17 protein-coding genes are annotated in these 18,347 nt (G+C 51.8%); 6 read left to right on the plus strand and 11 right to left on the minus strand.

The window, feature by feature from the left end; all coding sequences use genetic code 11:
* Positions 1-3 precede the first annotated feature (3 nt).
* Genes coaBC through Q8M75_RS04665 form a run of 4 tightly spaced genes read right to left on the minus strand, consistent with a single transcriptional unit; the run spans position 4 to position 5,585 of the window.
* On the minus strand, positions 4-1,221 hold the full coding sequence (gene coaBC, locus Q8M75_RS04650) for a bifunctional phosphopantothenoylcysteine decarboxylase/phosphopantothenate--cysteine ligase CoaBC (protein ID WP_305486685.1): 1,218 nt from the start codon (positions 1,219-1,221) through the stop codon (positions 4-6).
* Between the two features lie 37 nt (positions 1,222-1,258).
* Positions 1,259-1,765, minus strand: coding sequence for a signal peptidase II (gene lspA, locus Q8M75_RS04655; protein WP_305486687.1), 507 nt, complete (start codon positions 1,763-1,765; stop codon positions 1,259-1,261).
* 15 nt (positions 1,766-1,780) lie between these two features.
* Entirely contained in the window at positions 1,781-4,660 is a 2,880-nt protein-coding gene (gene ileS, locus Q8M75_RS04660; protein WP_371131771.1) for an isoleucine--tRNA ligase, read from the minus strand.
* Positions 4,635-5,585 (minus strand): bifunctional riboflavin kinase/FAD synthetase, encoded by a 951-nt coding sequence (locus Q8M75_RS04665; RefSeq protein WP_305486693.1) that lies wholly within the window; start codon positions 5,583-5,585, stop codon positions 4,635-4,637. Before Q8M75_RS04665 ends, ileS begins: the two co-directional genes overlap by 26 nt.
* A gap of 38 nt (positions 5,586-5,623) precedes the next feature.
* On the opposite strand from Q8M75_RS04665, the gene purN reads away from it, so the two are divergent.
* The 3 genes from purN (at position 5,624) to Q8M75_RS04680 (ending at position 8,964) form a co-directional block, all read left to right on the plus strand.
* Positions 5,624-6,256, plus strand: coding sequence for a phosphoribosylglycinamide formyltransferase (gene purN / locus Q8M75_RS04670; protein ID WP_305488173.1), 633 nt, complete (start codon positions 5,624-5,626; stop codon positions 6,254-6,256).
* Positions 6,249-7,724 (plus strand): RsmB/NOP family class I SAM-dependent RNA methyltransferase, encoded by a 1,476-nt coding sequence (locus Q8M75_RS04675; RefSeq protein ID WP_305486695.1) that lies wholly within the window; start codon positions 6,249-6,251, stop codon positions 7,722-7,724. Before purN ends, Q8M75_RS04675 begins: the two co-directional genes overlap by 8 nt.
* Positions 7,725-7,785: 61 nt before the next feature.
* Positions 7,786-8,964 (plus strand): acyl-CoA desaturase, encoded by a 1,179-nt coding sequence (locus Q8M75_RS04680; RefSeq protein ID WP_305488174.1) that lies wholly within the window; start codon positions 7,786-7,788, stop codon positions 8,962-8,964.
* A gap of 69 nt (positions 8,965-9,033) precedes the next feature.
* Here the strand turns inward: Q8M75_RS04680 and rpmG are convergent, their stop codons facing one another.
* From rpmG to radC, 3 genes are all read right to left on the minus strand, one after another.
* Positions 9,034-9,201: a 50S ribosomal protein L33 gene (gene rpmG, locus Q8M75_RS04685; RefSeq protein ID WP_108469631.1), complete on the minus strand. Its 168-nt coding sequence runs from the start codon at positions 9,199-9,201 to the stop codon at positions 9,034-9,036.
* 12 nt (positions 9,202-9,213) lie between these two features.
* Positions 9,214-9,447, minus strand: coding sequence for a 50S ribosomal protein L28 (gene rpmB / locus Q8M75_RS04690; protein ID WP_108469630.1), 234 nt, complete (start codon positions 9,445-9,447; stop codon positions 9,214-9,216).
* A gap of 130 nt (positions 9,448-9,577) precedes the next feature.
* Positions 9,578-10,324: a DNA repair protein RadC gene (radC, locus tag Q8M75_RS04695; protein ID WP_305486700.1), complete on the minus strand. Its 747-nt coding sequence runs from the start codon at positions 10,322-10,324 to the stop codon at positions 9,578-9,580.
* On the opposite strand from radC, the gene Q8M75_RS04700 reads away from it, so the two are divergent.
* On the plus strand, positions 10,304-10,750 hold the full coding sequence (locus tag Q8M75_RS04700; protein ID WP_305486702.1) for a peptidylprolyl isomerase: 447 nt from the start codon (positions 10,304-10,306) through the stop codon (positions 10,748-10,750). The genes radC and Q8M75_RS04700 overlap by 21 nt on opposite strands.
* Positions 10,751-10,756: 6 nt before the next feature.
* A complete protein-coding gene (gene ispH, locus Q8M75_RS04705) occupies positions 10,757-11,698 on the plus strand; it encodes a 4-hydroxy-3-methylbut-2-enyl diphosphate reductase (RefSeq protein ID WP_305486704.1) in 942 nt (313 codons plus the stop codon).
* A gap of 5 nt (positions 11,699-11,703) precedes the next feature.
* On the opposite strand, the gene Q8M75_RS04710 is transcribed toward ispH, so the two are convergent.
* Both Q8M75_RS04710 and Q8M75_RS04715 read right to left on the minus strand, forming a co-directional pair.
* Positions 11,704-12,924: an acetylornithine transaminase gene (locus Q8M75_RS04710; RefSeq protein WP_305486707.1), complete on the minus strand. Its 1,221-nt coding sequence runs from the start codon at positions 12,922-12,924 to the stop codon at positions 11,704-11,706.
* A gap of 47 nt (positions 12,925-12,971) precedes the next feature.
* A complete protein-coding gene (locus tag Q8M75_RS04715) occupies positions 12,972-14,027 on the minus strand; it encodes a CDP-6-deoxy-delta-3,4-glucoseen reductase (RefSeq protein WP_371131745.1) in 1,056 nt (351 codons plus the stop codon).
* Between the two features lie 30 nt (positions 14,028-14,057).
* On the opposite strand from Q8M75_RS04715, the gene Q8M75_RS04720 reads away from it, so the two are divergent.
* Positions 14,058-14,996, plus strand: a complete 939-nt coding sequence (locus tag Q8M75_RS04720) for an SDR family oxidoreductase (protein ID WP_305486709.1) — start codon at positions 14,058-14,060, stop codon at positions 14,994-14,996.
* Here Q8M75_RS04720 and Q8M75_RS04725 read toward each other — a convergent pair.
* Positions 14,959-16,740: a glutamine--tRNA ligase/YqeY domain fusion protein gene (locus Q8M75_RS04725; RefSeq protein ID WP_305486711.1), complete on the minus strand. Its 1,782-nt coding sequence runs from the start codon at positions 16,738-16,740 to the stop codon at positions 14,959-14,961. The genes Q8M75_RS04720 and Q8M75_RS04725 overlap by 38 nt on opposite strands.
* A 91-nt stretch (positions 16,741-16,831) precedes the next feature.
* On the minus strand, positions 16,832-18,334 hold the full coding sequence (locus Q8M75_RS04730) for a tripartite tricarboxylate transporter permease (protein WP_305486714.1): 1,503 nt from the start codon (positions 18,332-18,334) through the stop codon (positions 16,832-16,834).
* Positions 18,335-18,347: the final 13 nt, after the last annotated feature.

The raw sequence follows: 18,347 nt of genomic DNA on the forward strand, positions 1-18,347 counted from the left end.
TTTTTAGAGTTGGGTTGCAACAAATTGAATGAGTTGACGGGCTAACTGCAGTTTTGGAGCTTTTGCTAATTTCTTGCTGCCCCGCTCATGAATGAGGAGCAGTTGATTTAGGTCGCTACCAAAAGTATCGGGACCAATGTTGCCAACAATTAAGGGGATGCCTTTGCGCTTGCGCTTGTCATCCGCGTGCTCTTCGAGTTTGGTCGACTCAGCTGCAAAACCAACACAGTAGGGATGTGGCTTGCCCTTCGTCTTTTTGGCAGACTGCGCCATAGTCAGCAAAATATCGGGATTAGGAGCGAACTCGATGTTTGGTGTCGATTTACCACCACCTTGGCGCTTGATCTTTTCTTTGGATGGGTTGGCGATGGCCCAGTCCGCTACTGCGGCAACCCCAAAAAAGAGATCGCAATTGGGCGAGGCCATTACTGCCTCGTACATGTCTTTTGCAGAAACTACATCAGTCCGCTGGATTTTTCCTGTGGCAAGAAGAGGGGTATCTAACTCACATGGGCCGGCAATCAGATGCACTTCTGCACCAGCTTCCAGGGCGGCTCTGGCTATGGCAAAGCCCATCTTGCCGGAGCTACGATTGGTGATGCCCCGTACTGGATCAATTGCTTCAAAGGTAGGCCCTGCAGTGATTAACACACGCTTACCTGCTAGTACTTTTTTCTGAAAGAAAGCAATTAACTGTTCGGTGATTTCAGCGGGCTCGAGCATTCTGCCCATCCCTACTTCGCCACAAGCTTGAGCGCCGCTTGCAGGACCGAGTAATTCAACGCGATCACTGCGCAAGCGCTCCGCACTGCGCACGGTTGCGGGGTGTTGCCACATCTGCAAGTTCATCGCGGCCGCCAAGAGCAAAGGGCAGTCCCGCGCGAGGCACAGGGTAGTGAGGAGATCGTCCGCCAGGCCGAGGGATAGCTTGGCCATCAAATCGGCGCTAGCAGGCGCAATCAAAATCGCATCCGCAGCGCGCGATAACTCAATGTGGGCCATGTTGTTATTGATGCGCGCATCCCATTGATTCGTGAAGACGGGATTGCCAGTTAAAGCCTGCATCGTTACCGGAGTAATGAACTGGGTTGCAGCCTCGGTCATGACGACCTGAACGCTTGCTCCCTCTTGCAATAGGAGGCGCGCGAGTTCAGCGGATTTATAGGCTGCGATTCCGCCAGAGATGCCCAGAACAATTTTTTTATGGAGAAGTGACTGCATAGTCGAAGATTAAACGGGTTTGAGCGGAATGGCTAGATTAGGTGGGGGTTGATGCTCTTTTGGGGCGGATTTCACCCCAAATAATCAGGACTGCGCCGAGCACAATGGCGCTATCGGCCAGATTGAATGCAGGCCAATGCCATTGCGCATAGTGCAGATCAATGAAGTCCACAACGGCGCCATAGACAAGGCGATCAATCACGTTGCCAACTGCACCACCCAAAATAAAGCTGATCGCAAACGCGAGCAAGGTCTCGTGTTGATGGCGTCGTAAATACCAAATCATAAAAATAGCCGCGGCCGTACCCAGTATGGTGAAAAACCAGCGTTGCCAGCCACCACTGCTGGCTAAAAAAGAAAATGCAGCGCCCGGGTTATAAATTAAGAACCAGTTTAAAAAACTCGTAACCGGTACGGGCACAGCAAACTGCAGTGTCGTTTGTGCCCATAACTTTGTTGCTTGATCTAAAACGAGGACGAGGCAGGCCAAACTGAGCCAGCCATAAAAATGGCGCTTATTGTTGGAGTCAGGCTTGGCGCTCACAGCAATCTAATTTGATTATGCAAACGCGCGCTCTTCACCAGCGCCGAATAAATTACTGACGCAGCGACCGCAGAGCTCAGGGTGCGCAGGATCTGCACCCACATCTGCGGTATGGTGCCAACAGCGACCGCATTTTTTGTACTGGCTTGCGCGGACTAGAACCTCGAGCCCCGCTTTGCTGAGTTCAATATTGGCACTGGACGTGATAGTGACAAAGCGTAGATCGTCTTCCAGGGAATGCAGGATGGCAAAGTCGACATCATCGACTTTGATGCTCAGCTCTGCTTGCAATGAGGAGCCGACGTGACCTGCTTCGCGCTCGATTTCAATGGCCTTGGTCACTTCGGAACGAATCTCCCGAATGCGATTCCATTTGGCGAGTAACTCGGCAGCATTGGCAATCTCGGGAAATACGCCAAACTCTTCGATGAAGATGGATTGCTTCCCTTGATTCTCAGATCCATGGGGAAAGGATGCCCACGCCTCTTCTGCAGTAAAGGAGAGGAAGGGGGCCAGCCATTTCAGTAGATTGCGGGTAATGTGGAATAGGGCGTTTTGCGCCGCACGTCGTTCTTTAGAATTAGGCGCGCTGGTGTAGAGGCGATCTTTAAGAATATCCAAGTAAAAGCCGCCGAGGTCTTCTGAGCAGAAGGTCAGCATGCGCACCACTGCGGGTTGGAATTCATAGGCCTGGTAGTGCGCCTGAATTTCTTCCTGTAACTGCTTCGCTAGTGCAACCGCATAGCGGTCGATCTCCAGCCACTCTGCGCTCGGCATACTGTGCTGGGTTGGATCAAAGTCAGCCAAGTTCGCCAGTAAGAAGCGCAAGGTATTGCGCATGCGGCGATAGCTCTCAACCACCCGCTTCAGAATTTCATCGGAGATGGTCATCTCGCCTGAGTAGTCAGTAGAGGCAACCCAGAGACGAATGATTTCGGCCCCTAACTTATCGGCCACCTGTTGGGGTGCGATGACGTTACCGACGGATTTACTCATTTTGCGACCTTGGCCATCGACTGTGAAGCCATGGGTCAGTAATGCCTTGTAGGGCGGCTTGCCATCGAGCATGGCACCAGTGAGTAACGATGAGTGGAACCAGCCGCGGTGTTGGTCTGAGCCCTCTAAATACAAATCAGCCAAACGACCATCGGCGTTCTCCGCTTCGGGACGATAGAGCTCATTACGATGTGAGCCGCGGATCACGTGCCAGTGGGTTGTCCCTGAATCAAACCACACGTCTAAGGTGTCGCGGTTCTTTTCATAGAGAGCGGCTTCTTCGCCGAGCAACTCAGCCACATCGAGTTTTTGCCAAGCCTCAATGCCGCCTTGCTCAACGCGCTTGGCAACTTCTTCCAATAGCTCGGCTGTGCGGGGATGTGGCTCACCGGTTTCTTTATGCACTAAGAAGGCCATCGGGACACCCCATTGGCGTTGACGCGACAAGGTCCAGTCTGGGCGGTTGGCAATCATGCTGTGCAGGCGTTGCTTACCCCAGGCAGGATAGAACTGCGTATTGTTGATGCCTTCGAGTGCTGCCTCACGCAAACTCACTTTGCCGTCGGCCGGTTTTTTATCCATGCTGGCGAACCACTGTGAAGTGGCGCGATAAATGATCGGCGTTTTATGGCGCCAGCAATGCATGTAGGAGTGGCTATAGGACTTGTCTTTTAAAAGACTGCCGGCACTGCGCAGCGCTTCCACGATTTTTGGGTTGGCTTTCCAGACAAACTCATTGGCAAACAGGGGTAGCCAGGATGCATACACGCCATTACCCATCACTGGATTCAGAATATCCTTGTCAACCAATCCATTGGCTTTGCACGACTTAAAGTCTTCCTCGCCGTAGGCAGGTGAGCAGTGAACTAGACCTGTGCCGGTATCGAGTGTGACGTACTCTGCTGGATAGATCGGCGAGAGGCGACGGTAGCCTTCATCGAGCGATGCGAGCGGATGCCAAAAGGAGATACCCGCTAATTTTTGGCCGGCGCAGGTCGCAATGATCTTGCCTTCGAGGCCATACTCCTGCAGGCAAATTTCGACACGATCTTTGGCTAGAATAAGTAGCGCTTGATCAGTCTCGACCAAAGCGTATTCGAGTTCTGGGTGAACATTGAGTGCTTGGTTGGCAGGAAGCGTCCACGGCGTCGTGGTCCAGATCACGACCATGCCTTTTTTCTCTGGCAGTTGAGGGATACCAAACGCCTTGGCTAAATTACCTCGCTGGGCATCGTCAAAGGCAAAGCCAACGTCGACCGCAGGATCAGTTTTGTCTTGGTATTCCACTTCGGCTTCGGCAAGTGCAGAGCCACAATCAAAACACCAATTAACTGGTTTCAGGCCACGGAAGACATACCCCTTTTTCCAAATCGAGCCCAGCGCACGAATCTCATCCGCCTCATTGCGGTAGTTCATGGTGAGGTAGGGGTTGTTCCAGTCGCCCAGAACGCCCAAGCGCTCAAAGTCGGTTTTCTGTTTCGTAATTTGCTCGCTAGCGTATTCGCGTGCTTTGGCCTGTACTTCAGCCGTCGGTAAATTTTTACCAAACTGTTTTTCAATTTGGATTTCAATTGGCATACCGTGGCAGTCCCAGCCAGGAACATAGGCGGCATCAAAGCCCATCAGCCAACGGGATTTAACGATCATATCTTTGAGAATCTTATTGACCGCATGACCAATGTGAATATCGCCATTGGCATATGGGGGGCCATCGTGCAGGATGAATTTAGGTTGCCCTGCGTGCGCTGCCCGAATGGCTTCGTAGAGTTTATTTTTTTGCCACTGCGCTACCCATTGCGGCTCGCGCTTGGGTAAGTCGCCGCGCATTGGAAAGGTGGTTTCCAGAAGATTAACGGGATAAGAATTGGATTTATCAGACATAGACTTTTTTCTGGAAATAATCACGCGCACATTGCGCATCGTTTTGGATAGCGGACTGCAGTGTTTCGAGGTCAGGGTATTTTGCCTCGTCCCGAATTTTTTCTAAGAGTTCAACACGAATAATGCGGCCATACACGTGGGCATTGAAATCAAATAAATGCACCTCGAGTAAAACACGACCCGCATCTTCCACCGTCGGCCTTACTCCCAGGCTGGCAACGCCCGGCAATGGTGTATCTCCAAGACCATGAACGAGGACGGTAAAAATACCAGTCATAGCCGGCTTACGCTCGTTCAGGTGATTTGTCACAGCCAAGTTCAGGGTAGGAAAGCCCAGTGTTCTGCCGAGTTGACGGCCATAAATCACGTGCCCAGAAATCATGTAAGGCCTGCCCAGTAGCAGGGTCGCCTTGGCCATATCACCTTCTGCTAATGCACTGCGCAGTGCTGAGCTAGAGATCCGCTCTTGATTCTCTAAAACCGTATTGATGTTGGAAACCTCAAAACCAAATTGTTCACCAGCGCGCTTTAGGCTAGCGAAGTCCCCTGCGCGTTTTGCGCCGTAACAGAAGTCATCGCCAATCAAAATCCATTTGGTGTTCAGGCGCCGCAGCAGAATTTCAGCAACAAATTGCTCGGGGGTTAATTTGGCATAAGCAGCATTGAAGCGCTCAATGATGACGCGATCAATGCCGATGTCGGCAAAGGCGGCTAACTTATCCCGCAAGTTTAAGATGCGGGGTGGCGCCTCGCCCGGTGAAAAAAATTCCTTGGGGTGCGGCTCAAACGTCATCACGCAGGAGGCAAGACCTCTGGCGCGTGCACCTGCAGTCAAGGCCTGGAGCAAGGCGTGATGACCCCGATGCACGCCATCAAAATTACCGATGGTCAGGGCACAAGGGGGTGCGGCACGAAGGTGGGCAGAGCCTCGGAATACGTTCACTGGTCGCTTTCAGGGTAGCCTTGAATTATATTGTGGGCATGCACTCCATCGTTACCTTAATCTCTGGGCGCGGATCGAATTTCGAAGCCATCGTCAAAACAGCCCAAAAAGAGAATTGGGCAGTCCAATTTAGTGGGGTGATAGCCAATCGCCCTGAGGCCAAGGGCCTTGATTTTGCTCGCTCGGAGGGTATTCCTGCGCTGGCCCTGGATCACAAGGCCTACCCAGACCGGGCTACATTTGATCAGGCATTAATGCAGCAAATCGACCTCCTCAAGCCGGATTTAGTGGTTTTAGCCGGCTTTATGCGGATCTTGACGCCCGAGTTTATTCGGCATTACGCCGGAAAGTTGATCAATATTCACCCATCCCTGCTGCCCAGCTTCCCTGGTTTGCATACCCATGAACGGGCTTTGGAGGCAGGAGTAGAGACGCATGGTGCCAGCGTGCACTTTGTCAGCGAGGGTGTCGATGAGGGCCCCATCATCTGCCAAGCCACTGTTCCTGTGCTTCCGGGCGATTCGGCAGCGCAATTGGCTGCACGGGTTTTGCAAATGGAGCATCAAATCTATCCGCGGGCCGTAAAATGGTTCCTTGACGGTCGATTGCGAATAGAAGGAAATCAAGTGAAGGTGTACCCCCCAGAGTCGCAGTTGTTTGCCCATGAGTAAAGCCAGACCCGAGCGCGGCGCCAAGTCGACCCGCAGTAGAGCATCCGATCGATCTCCATCCTCTGGCGCTAGGACGCAAAGCCGTCCCCAGCGACGCGGTCCTGAGGCTGCTCCCGTGAGTGGGCAGAAGAATTTCTCCCATGCCAAAGCCTTGCCCCAGCATGCTGCCCACTTAGAGCGTCTGCTTCCGGAGCTCTTGAGTTTTGATCAGCCTTCAGATCGCGTGGTCAGTCGCTACTTTCGTGCGGAGCCCCAGCTCGGTAACCGCGATCGCGCCTTAATTGCCGAGAGTGCTTTTGCTATTTTGCGCCGTAAAAATGAGATGTCGCAGTTTGCTTCGAGTGGGAGTGGAACCCAAGCCAGGCGCCTTGCTCTGCTTGGCATGATGTCCGCATTGTCGGAGGGTGGTCTTGGCTCAGCCAATCGCCCAGAGAGCGCGCTCGCCGACTTGGCTCACGTTATTCAGCCGAGTGAATATGACTGGCTCAAACGCTACTCTGAACTTGATCGCGATACCTTAGCGCCGATGGTGCGCAACAACTTGCCTGAATGGCTTTGGAATGCATTTGAATCATCGCCCGGCGAGGCCCAGCGTCAAGAACTCGCGATGGCTTTGATGCGCCCAGCGCTGCTGGATTTGCGCGTCAACACCATTAAGGCCAATCGCGATACGCTGCTCGAAGAAATGAATGCTTTGGGTGGCCGTTATCAAGCGGTGCCAACGCCTTTTTCTCCGGATGGTATTCGGATTATGGGGAAACCTGCATTACAGAATTCCAGCTGGTTTAAGGAAGGTCTTTTTGAAGTACAGGACGAAGGCAGCCAATTGCTTTGCCATTTATTGGGCCCCAAGCGCGGCGAGATGGTAGTTGATTTTTGTGCGGGTGCTGGTGGCAAGACCTTGGCCTTGGGCGCCTTAATGCGCTCGACTGGGCGCCTCTATGCCTTTGATACTTCAGAGCGTCGACTGGCCAATTTGAAGCCACGCCAAGCTCGTAGTGGACTATCCAATGTGCACCCAGTATGGATTGATAGTGAGAATGATTCGAAGGTGAAGCGCTTGGCCGGCAAGATCGATCGAGTACTAGTAGATGCCCCTTGCAGTGGTATTGGTACCTTGCGCCGCAATCCCGATTTGAAGTGGCGGCAAACGCCTGCTGCAGTTGCCGAACTGAATGCAAAGCAGGCCAGTATTTTGGCTTCAGCCAGCCGCTTACTGAAACCCGGTGGCCGTTTGGTTTATGCAACCTGCAGCCTATTGCCCCAAGAAAATCAGGCTATTGCTTTGCAGTTCTTAGAAAAGCACCCTGAATTTGAGTTAATTCCTGCAGCTGAAGTGCTGAAAGACCACTTTTTAGATGGGGTACAGCCGATTGGGACGAGCCCAGATAACCCCTGGTGGCAACTATGGCCGCATTTACACGGTACCGACGGCTTCTTCGGGGCAATTTTTAGGCGAAAAGCTTAAAATATAAGGTTACTGATTCCGCTTAGGGGATACCTTGAATTCCAGCTTTGACATAACTGCCTTGCACGATGGTTTGATTCAGTGGTTAGCCCATGGCTACCTTGATTGGGCCTGGTGGCAAATTGTGCTGTTTACCTTAGCGATGACCCACATCACCATCGCTGGCGTCACTATTTTTCTGCACCGCTGCCAAGCGCACCGTGCGCTGGACTTACATCCGATTGCATCTCATTTTTTCCGCTTCTGGCTCTGGCTTACCACCGGCATGGTCACCAAAGAGTGGGCCGCTGTGCACCGCAAGCACCACGCCAAATGCGAAACCGTGGATGATCCCCATAGCCCACAGGTTTTAGGCATCAACACCGTGTTGTCGCGCGGCGCTGAACTATACAAATCCGAGGCAAGCAACCCAGAGACTTTGCAAAAGTTCGGCCATGGCACTCCCGACGACTGGATTGAGCGCAATATTTATTCCAAGTTTTCTTGGCAGGGCGTTGCGATCATGATGATCATCGACCTATTCTTGTTTGGTGCGATTGGAGCAACGGTATGGGCAGTACAAATGCTCTGGATACCAATCACTGCTGCTGGTGTGATTAATGGTATTGGCCACTTTTGGGGCTACCGTAACTTTAATAATGAAGACGCGTCGCGCAATATCGTGCCCTGGGGTATTTTGATTGGCGGCGAAGAGTTACACAACAACCACCACACCTATGCCACTAGCGCAAAGCTGTCGAATAAGTGGTACGAGTTTGATATCGGCTGGCTCTACATTCAGATGATGAGTGCAGTAGGTTTGGCTACCGTAAAAAAGGTACCGCCTAAGCCAGTGTTGCTAGATGTGCGCCCTGCAGATCAAAGCACCTTGGAGGCCATCATCGCCAATCGCTATGAAGTGATGGCGCGCTACAGTAAATCCTTAAAGAAGTTCTTCACAAGCGAAGTGCAGCATATGCAAGAGTTAGCTACTCATCTGAATGATGCGCGCACCTGGCTCTGCAAAGATGAAGCTCAGCTGACTCCCATCGAGAAACGCAAGCTGGAAGAGCTCACACAGCAAAATGCACAACTGCGAAAGATGATTGAGATGCGCCGAGATTTGCAGGCCCTGTGGAGCCGCTCCAATGCCACTGGCGAGCAACTCTTAAACCAGCTGCGTACTTGGTGCCAGCAGGCCGAGGAGAGCGGTGTATCGAGCCTGCGCGACTTCTCGATTCGCTTGCGTCGCTACAGTTAGTCATCCGCATAAATAAGGTAATAAAAAAACCCGCATGTAGCGGGTTTTTTTATTGAGATAAAACTGAATTTACTTCAGCTTGGTCTCTTTATACGCAACGTGCTTGCGAACGGTAGGATCGAACTTCATGATCTCTAACTTCTCAGGCTTGGTACGCTTGTTTTTGGTGGTTGTGTAGAAGTGACCAGTACCTGCTGATGACTCTAACTTAATCTTTTCTCTGCCGCCCTTAGCCATTTCAATATTCCTTTAGATTTGGCCGCGTGCGCGCAAGTCGACTAAAACGGCATCGATGCCATTCTTGTCGATTACACGCAAACCTGCGTTGGTTAAGCGAAGGCTGATCCAGCGATTTTCTGATTCAACCCAGAAACGGCGATTTTGCAGATTAGGCAAAAAGCGACGCTTCGTTTTATTGTTTGCATGGGAAACATTATTGCCAACCATCGGCTTTTTCCCAGTGACTTGGCAAACTTTTGCCATGACACGACTCCTTAATTGCGAAAAAAGAAGATTGTAGCAGGCGAATGGCTAAATGAGCCAGCCCTTTTGTAGATTGCCAAATACAACTGGATTATTCCTTGTAATTTAATCAATAAGTTAGTGTTTACTACTAATTTGGATCAATATCCATAATGCCAGCCTCCACAAAAGAGAAGAAACTGCTCTGACTAACGATGCAATGGTCTAAAAGGCCAATCGCAACCCATTGCAGTGCTTGCTGGAGGGTGCGGGTTAATTCAATGTCCTTTTTGCTGGGATAGGGGTCGCCGCTGGGATGGTTATGGGCCACGATCAGGGCGCTGGAGTTGCGGATCAAGGCCTCTTTGACGATTTCGCGGGGGTAGATGGCAGTCTGTGCCACGGAACCCCGAAACAGCTCCTGGCACTCAATTAAGCGATTTTTAGAGTCTAAGTGAAGGCAGAGAAAGACCTCATGGGGCAGGTGCCCGATTTTGGCCTGAATCAGCTCCCGCATTTGAGCTGGTGAACCTAAAACAGAGTCGTGCATCAGCTCATGCTCTAGGCTGCGCTTGACTAGCTCATAGGCAGCCTGAATTTGTGCCCATTTGGATATTCCCATGCCATAGCAGCGGGTAATTTCCTCGGCGCTTGAGTTAAGTAACCGAGGAAGGCTGCCAAAAGTACCCAAAAGGTCTTGAGCAAGGGTTACAGCGGTTTTCCCCTTCACGCCAACCCGAAGGAAGATCGCCAGCAATTCAGCGTCTGAGAGCGCCTCAGGGCCAGCGAGGCGCAGTTTCTCGCGCGGTTGCTGACCCTTAGGCCATTCGGAAATCGGAGAATGTACTCCGCCCGTTGTCCTAGCTACAATATTCCGATGACTATGCCGACCGTTCAATCCGACTCCTACTTGACCCTCAACTACCGCTTGGTTTTGCCTGGCGGGGAGGACTACATCAACACCTTTGAGGACAACCCGGCGACGGTGATGTTTGGTACTGGTCAATTTGCCCCCTGTTTTGAAAAGGCGCTATTGGGCATGACGACCGGAGAGCGCAGAACGGTGGTGATTCCTCCTGAGGAGGGCTTTGGATTACACAAGCCAGAATTGGTGCAGTGGGTCACGATGGAGACCTTAAAAGAAAATACCGATGAAACCCCAAGCTTTTCTCCGGGTGATGTCATTGAGTTCAATGCGCCCAGCGGCGCTCAATATGCTGGCGTCTTGCAATCGATGACCGATGAAGGGGCGTGGTTTGATTTCAACCATCCTTTGGCGGGCAAACCCATTACCTTTGAAGCAGAAATCGTCGCTATTCTCTAGACCACTATGAGCCAAACTGATCAACCTGAAATTTTGCTCGCCCAGCCCAGGGGATTTTGCGCTGGCGTTGATCGTGCGATCAACATTGTGAACGAGGCCTTGAACCGATTTGGTAAGCCCATTTATGTGCGCCATGAGATTGTGCACAACAAGTACGTGGTGGATGAGTTGCGTACCAAGGGCGCGGTATTTGTGGAAGAATTGGAAGAAGTACCGCGCGGCGGGATTGTGGTGTTTAGTGCCCATGGCGTTTCGCAAGAAGTCAGGCGCGATGCAGAAGCCCGTGGCTTGCAGGTGTATGACGCCACATGCCCACTCGTAACTAAGGTGCATTTGGAAGTAGTCAAGATGTGCAAAGAAGGTTTTACCGTCTTGATGATTGGTCATGCTGGCCACCCCGAGGTAGAGGGCACGATGGGGCAAGTAGGCGAAGGAATTATCTTGATAGAGAACTTGGAAGACGTAGCCAAGCTCAATTTGCCAGCCGATGAAAAGGTAGCCTTTGTTACCCAAACCACCTTATCGGTTGATGAAACAAAAGAAATCGTTGATGCCTTAACCACTAAGTTTCCCCACATTACAAAGCCACGCAAACAAGATATTTGTTATGCGACGCAAAATCGCCAAGACGCTGTTAAATTCATGGCGCCGCAAGTTGATCTTGTTATTGTGGTGGGAAGCAAAGCGAGCTCGAACTCCAATCGCTTGCGGGAACTATCTGAAAAGTTAGGCGTACCTTCCTATATGGTCGATGCGCCCGAGCAGCTGGAAGAAAAATGGTTCGAAGGCAAAAAACGGATTGGCTTAACTGCAGGCGCATCCGCGCCAGAGAGCCTAGCGCAGTCGATTGTTGCGCGCATTCAGGAATTTGGTCCGCGGCAAATCCGTTCATTGCCAGGGGTAGTGGAAGACGTTACATTCTCCCTGCCAAAAAACTTAACGAACTGAGTTTTTTAATGGACCTGCTGTAAGAGTCCGCGCAGCATTCCGCACATCTGCGCAATCTCAGCATCCGTTACCGCCAGCGATGGCATAAAGCGCAGTAAATTGGGTCTTGGGGAATTGATCAGCAAGCCTTCAGGACCCTGATCGCGGGCCATCTCAACCAGCTTAGGCCCAACATCCTTGCCCAGCATCAAGGCCCGCAATAAGCCTTTACCGCGCTCACCTTCGAGATTAAATTCGGTTGCTAGGGTTTGCAGCTCACGACTCAGTAACTCACCCTTACGAACCACCTCATCTAAAAAGCCTGGGGCCAATAGCTGCTCGATCACGCTGATACCAACCGCAGTCATGAGTGCATTGCCGTTGTAGGTGCCGCCTTGATCGCCCGGAACAAAACACGAGACTTCCTCAGTCGCCAGCAAGGCGGCCAACGGAACGCCACCACCAATGCCTTTGCCTAAGGTCATGATGTCGGGTTTGATGTTGTAGTGCTGGTAGGCAAATAGTTTGCCGGTGCGACCACAGCCTGCTTGGACTTCATCGACGATGAGTAGCACCTTGTGCTCTTGTGTCAATGCGCGTAAGCCTTCCATGAACTCAGTCGTGGTGGGTATCACGCCACCTTCACCTTGCACTGGCTCGACCATCACTGCTACGGTTTTAGGGCCAATTAATTTTTTGACGGACTCAAGGTTATTCAATTCTGCTTTTAAAAAGCCCGGGACCTGCGGCGCAAACATCGTGTCCCAGCCTGGCTTACCTGAGGCGCTCATGGTGGCTAAGGTTCTGCCATGAAAGGAATGCTCAAAGGTAATGATTTCATGCGCGCCAGACTTGTGGAGTTGCCCCCATTTACGCGCTAACTTGATTGCGCCCTCATTGGCCTCGGCACCACTGTTGGCGAAGAAGACACGATTAAAGCAGCTCTGTTCCGTGAGTAGATTCGATAAGCGAATCATCGGCTCGTTGTAAAAGGCAGGACTTGGATTAATTAATTTACGCGCTTGCGCATTCATCGCGGCGATCATTCCAGGATTGGAATGGCCTAAGCAATTGACAGCCCAGCCTTGCAAAAAGTCGAGATAGCGTTTGCCATTGTGATCTACCAACCAAGAGCCGAGGCCTTCGGTCATCACGAGCTCAGGGCGCTGGGTGATGAACATCACGGAGTGACTGTCAACTGCAGTTGAGCTCAGTGGAGTAGAGGGGATGTCGTGCGGCTTATTCATGGCTCCATCATACAAAAAGGCAGGGAATGCTGCAGGGGTTTTTCGGATTAGGCGCTAGCAGGGAGTAAATCGGCAGCAGTAGTAAACGAATCGGCAAAGAAGGCATCGCTGGGCAATTGGCATGCCGCGACAAAATCAGCACGTGCTGCGTTGACCACCACGGGCGCGCCGCACGCATAGACTTCTACGCTGCGCATGTCAGGAAAATCGGCCATAGCCGCTTGATGAACAAAGCCATCCCGGCCAGTCCACCGGTCTTCTGGCAGCGCATGGGAAACAACCGGCACGTAGGTAAAGTGGGGCAAGCTATCGGCCCAGCTGCGACAAAGGGCATCTAAATAAAGGTCGCTCGGTCGGCGACCACCCCAATACAGGGTTATCGGACGCTCTATTTTTTTGGCTTGCATGTGTTCGATGATCGATTTGATGGGAGCAAAACCGGTTCCCGCAGCGACAAAAATAATCGGACTGCTGTTGTCCTCGCGCAAAAAGAAGCTACCCATCGGCCCCTCAAAGCGCAAGATGTCTTTTAATTTGAGTGCAGGTTTATCAGGCACCCCAAAAACAAAATCGGTAAAGAGACCGCCAGGGGTATGGCGAATATGTAACTCGAGCGGGCCTTCAGCCTCAGGCGCAGAGGCAATCGAGTAGGCGCGCCGCTGCCCGTCCTTGAGTAAAAATTCCAGGTATTGGCCAGCCAAAAACTGAAAGCGCTCGGCGGCGGGTAGTTGTAACTTCAGAATGGCAACATCAGGACTGGGGCGTTCCATTTCATTAACGCGGCAGGGTATTTTCCGAATCGATAGATCGCCAGCACCCTGCACCTCACGCACCGCAATCACCAGATCGCTTTGCGCGTGGGCACAGCAAAACAGGGCATTGCCCGCCGTTTTTTCAGCAGGAGTGAGAGCGCCTTCATTGTGGTTGCCATGACTTACAGAACCCTCAGTCACCTGACCTTTGCAGGAGCCACAGGCGCCATTTTTGCAACCATAGGGCAGGGTGATGCCTTGCCGCAGGGCGGCTTGCAAAATGGTTTCATCCGGGCTGGCATCAAACTGTTTGCCGCTGGATTTGAGGGTCACTTGGTAAGGCAATCTCATTCCTTTAAATAAATCGGTACGATAGTAGGTATGCCATCGTCATATCATGCTCTAGCAGCCCCATTTCAGCGCCCCCGCGTTTTAATCGTGGGTTGCGGCGATATCGGCATACGGGTACTGCAACAGCTCACTCGCTTTCAGGCATACCGCGTATTTGCATTGACCTCGCAAAGCAGCCGTTTTCCAGAAATCAGGGCAATGGGCGCTACTCCGATGCTGGGCAACTTAGACCAGATAGATACACTGTGGCGTCTGCGTGGTTTAGCCAGCACGGTGGTGCATTTAGCACCGCCACAACAAACCGGCGCAAGCGACCTGCGCACCCAAAATCTCTTACGGATTTTATCGCAAGGCGGAGTCACTGTCAGGCGCCTCGTCTATGTCAGTACCACCGGGGTATATGGTGACTGTGGCGGTGGCGATGCGATTGAAACAAGCACAGTAAAGCCGCAAAGTGAGCGGGCTAAACGGCGCTGGGATGCTGAATGGCAATTGCGCCAATGGGCCCTGCTGCACCACGTGCGACTCACGATATTGAGGGTGCCTGGGATTTACGATGCCAATCGATTGCCGACGGAGCGGATAAAAGCCAGAACACCCGCTTTATTACCCGAGGTAGACGCCTATTCGAATCACATTCAAGCCGATGATTTGGCACGGATTATTTGCGCTGCCATTTATCACGGCAAACCACAGCGTGTAGTGAATGCCTGCGATGGTGCGCAAACCAAAATGGGGGATTACTTTGACCAAGTTGCCGATGCATTCGGCTTAGAACGCCCACCGCGTTTGCCAGCAGACCAAGTACAAGCGTTAGTAAGTCCGATGCTGTGGTCTTTTATGCGCGAATCCCGGCGCGTGGGGAATGACCGCTTGAAGGAATTGAAAGTACAACTGCGCTACGCCAGTACGCAAGCTTTTCTGAGCGAACTTACTTCCAAGAATCCTTCAGACCAACCGCGCGATTGAAGATGGGTTTGCCAGGCTTCGAGTCCACTGCATCCACTACAAAGTAGCCGTGGCGCTCAAACTGAAAGCGGGACTCTGCCAGCGCATCCACCATCGAAGGCTCTAAGTAGGCAGTGATCACTTCTTTGGAGTGGGGATTGAGGTAATCTAAGAAATTCTTTTCGCCACTATCGGGATGGGGATCGGTGAAGAGGTGCTCATACAAGCGCACTTCCGCTGCCAGCGCATGCTGCGCACTCACCCAATGAATATTGCCTTTGACTTTGTAGTTATCTGAGCCGGGCGTACCACTCTTGCTGTCCGGAAAATAACGCGCATGCACTTGTTTCACTTCGCCGTTTGCATCCAATTCAAAGCCAGTGCATTCAATCACAAATCCATAACGCAAGCGCACACGACTACCCGGCTGATCACCAATCGGTGGATACAGTCGGAAAAAGCCTTTGACCGGCTCGATCATGAAATCATCTGCTTCAATCCAGAGTTCGCGCGTAAATGGAAATTCACGGCGCCCCCAGTCGGGGTGATGGGGGTGGCGCGGCGCTGAGCAGATTTCACTGGCGCCCGGATCCATGTTTTCAATGATCAACTTGAGGGGCCTTAAGACTGCAATCGCACGCGGTGCTTTTGCGTCCAAGTCATCCCGCAGCGCACCTTCAAGCGTGCTCATATCAATCCAGCTATCCGCTTTGGCTACGCCAATGCGCTCGCAAAACAAACGAATGCTTTCAGGGGTATAGCCCCGGCGACGAATGCCCACAATGGTTGGCATGCGCGGATCATCCCAGCCATCCACTTTCTTTTCTTCGACTAATTGCAGCAGCTTGCGTTTGCTTGTTAGGGTGTGCGTTAGATTAAGGCGGGCAAATTCATGCTGGTGAGGTAGGGGCTCTGTGAAGACACCAAGCTCTTTAAGTGCATTCAGAATCCAGTCATAGAGGGGACGGTTGTTTTCAAACTCCAGCGTACAAATCGAGTGCGACACATTTTCAAGTGCATCCGAGATACAGTGCGTGAAATCGTAAAGAGGGTAGATGCACCAGGTATTGCCGGTACGGTGGTGCTCCACATGCCGAATTCGGTAAATCACCGGATCACGCATCACGATATTGGGGTGAGCCATATCAATCTTCAGGCGCAAGACATGAGTGCCATCGGCAAACTTCCCATCCCGCATCTCGCGGAAGAGTTGCAGGTTTTCTGCGGGACTGCGATCACGAAATGGGCTGGGTGTGCCAGCTTGATTGAAGTTGCCGCGATTGGCGTGAATGGCATCCGCACTTTGGCTGTCAACATACGCTTTGCCGTTCTCAATTAAGAGTTCGGCAAATTCATAGAGGCGATCAAAATAATCGCTGGCGTGATACAGGTGCTCCTCACCCTGCGCATTCCAGTTAAAGCCAAGCCATTGCACCGCATCCAAAATGCTATCGGCATATTCCACATCTTCTTTGGTGGGATTGGTGTCATCAAGGCGCATATTGCAGCGTGCACCACCTGGCAGGATGCTGTAATCAGCGGCTAAACCAAAATTAAGGCAGATGCTTTTCGCATGGCCGATGTGCAGGTAACCATTAGGCTCGGGCGGAAAGCGTGTAATGATGGCAGGAACGCTTGCGCCAGACCGATTGGTTCGGCCTTGATAACGACCGCTTGCCAAATCAGAATCAATGATTTGACGCAGAAAATTAGACGGCTCTGCAGGTGGAGTAGTCGCTTTAGGGGGTTTGCTATCAATAGCCATGCCTCTATTGTAGAGAAGAAAATGTGCTTCCCCAGAAAGACAAAGCCCGCAGGGTGAGTGCGGGCCTTGTCAAGGGATGCGGTAGCGATGTTTACTCTTCGACGAAAACCTCTTCGCGGCTCTTCTTCACGGCGGGCAGCATAACCACAATCACCAGTAATGCCGCTGCAATCAGCAAACCAAGCGACAGTGGACGAGTAACAAACGTACTGAAATCACCGCGTGAGAGCAGCAGTGCGCGGCGGAAATTCTCTTCCATCATTGGTCCCAGCACGAAGCCGAGTAGCAGGGGGGCGGGCTCGCACCCCAGCTTAAAGAACAGATAGCCAATGATGCCAAAGCCAGCAGTGATATAGACGTCAAAGATAGAGTTGTTAACGGTATAAACACCGATACAGCAGAACACCAAAATTGCAGGATACAAATAGCGATACGGAATTTGTAATAGCTTCACCCAAATACCGATCAGGGGCAAGTTCAGCAAAATGAGCATCACATTACCAATCCACATCGATGCAATCAAGCCCCAGAATAAGGTTGGATTGCTGGTCATCACCTGAGGACCGGGCTGAATGTTATGAATAGTCATTGCACCCACCATCAGCGCCATCACGGCATTGGGTGGAATGCCTAGGGTCAAGAGGGGAATGAAGGAGGTTTGCGCAGCTGCATTATTGGCGGCCTCTGGACCGGCAACGCCTTCAATTGCGCCTTTACCGAATTCTTCGCTGTACTTGGACGATTTCTTTTCAACCGAATAGGCACCAAAGGCTGCAAGAGCAGCGCCACCGCCTGGCAAAATACCCAGAATGGAACCAATCGTTGTGCCGCGCAGAATTGACGGGGTCATGCGCTTGACGTCAGTCCACGTTGGAATCAGGGTGGTGACTTTATTTAAGAATGACTCACCGGTGCCTTTCTTCTCGAGATTAGTCATGATTTCAGCAAAGCCGAATACACCCATGGCTACGGAGACAAAGCCAATGCCATCGCTGAGTTGGGGTATGTCAAAGGAGTAACGCGCCACACCGGAATTAACGTCGGTACCAATCAGTCCCATTAAGAGGCCCAAAATGATCATACCGATCGCTTTCAAGAGCGAGCCTGATGCCAACACAACCGCACCAATCAAACCAAGAACCATTAAGGAAAAATATTCTGCGGGACCGAATTTGAAAGCCACTTCCGCTAAGGGCGCAGCAAAGCCGGCCAAAATCAGTGTAGCTACGCAGCCTGCAAAAAAGGAACCCATACCTGCAGTAAAGAGCGCAACACCGCCGCGACCGCGGCGTGCCATCTGGTAGCCATCAATGGCGGTAACCACCGAAGCAGTTTCACCAGGGATGTTGAGCAGAATAGCCGTGGTTGAGCCGCCGTACTGTGAGCCGTAATAAATACCGGCTAGCATGATCAAGGCGGCAATCGGAGGCAATGCATAGGTTGCAGGCAGCAGCATCGCAATCGTGGCTACTGGACCTAGGCCTGGCAATACGCCAATCAAAGTGCCGAGCACGCAACCGATAAAGCAATACATCAAATTCTGCAGAGTAAATGCAGTGTCAAAACCAAGTGACAGGTTAGCTAATAATTCCATTTTTATTGTCTCG

Origin of the sequence: Polynucleobacter sp. (assembly GCF_030693775.1) — a bacterium.
Taxonomy (GTDB): domain Bacteria; phylum Pseudomonadota; class Gammaproteobacteria; order Burkholderiales; family Burkholderiaceae; genus Polynucleobacter.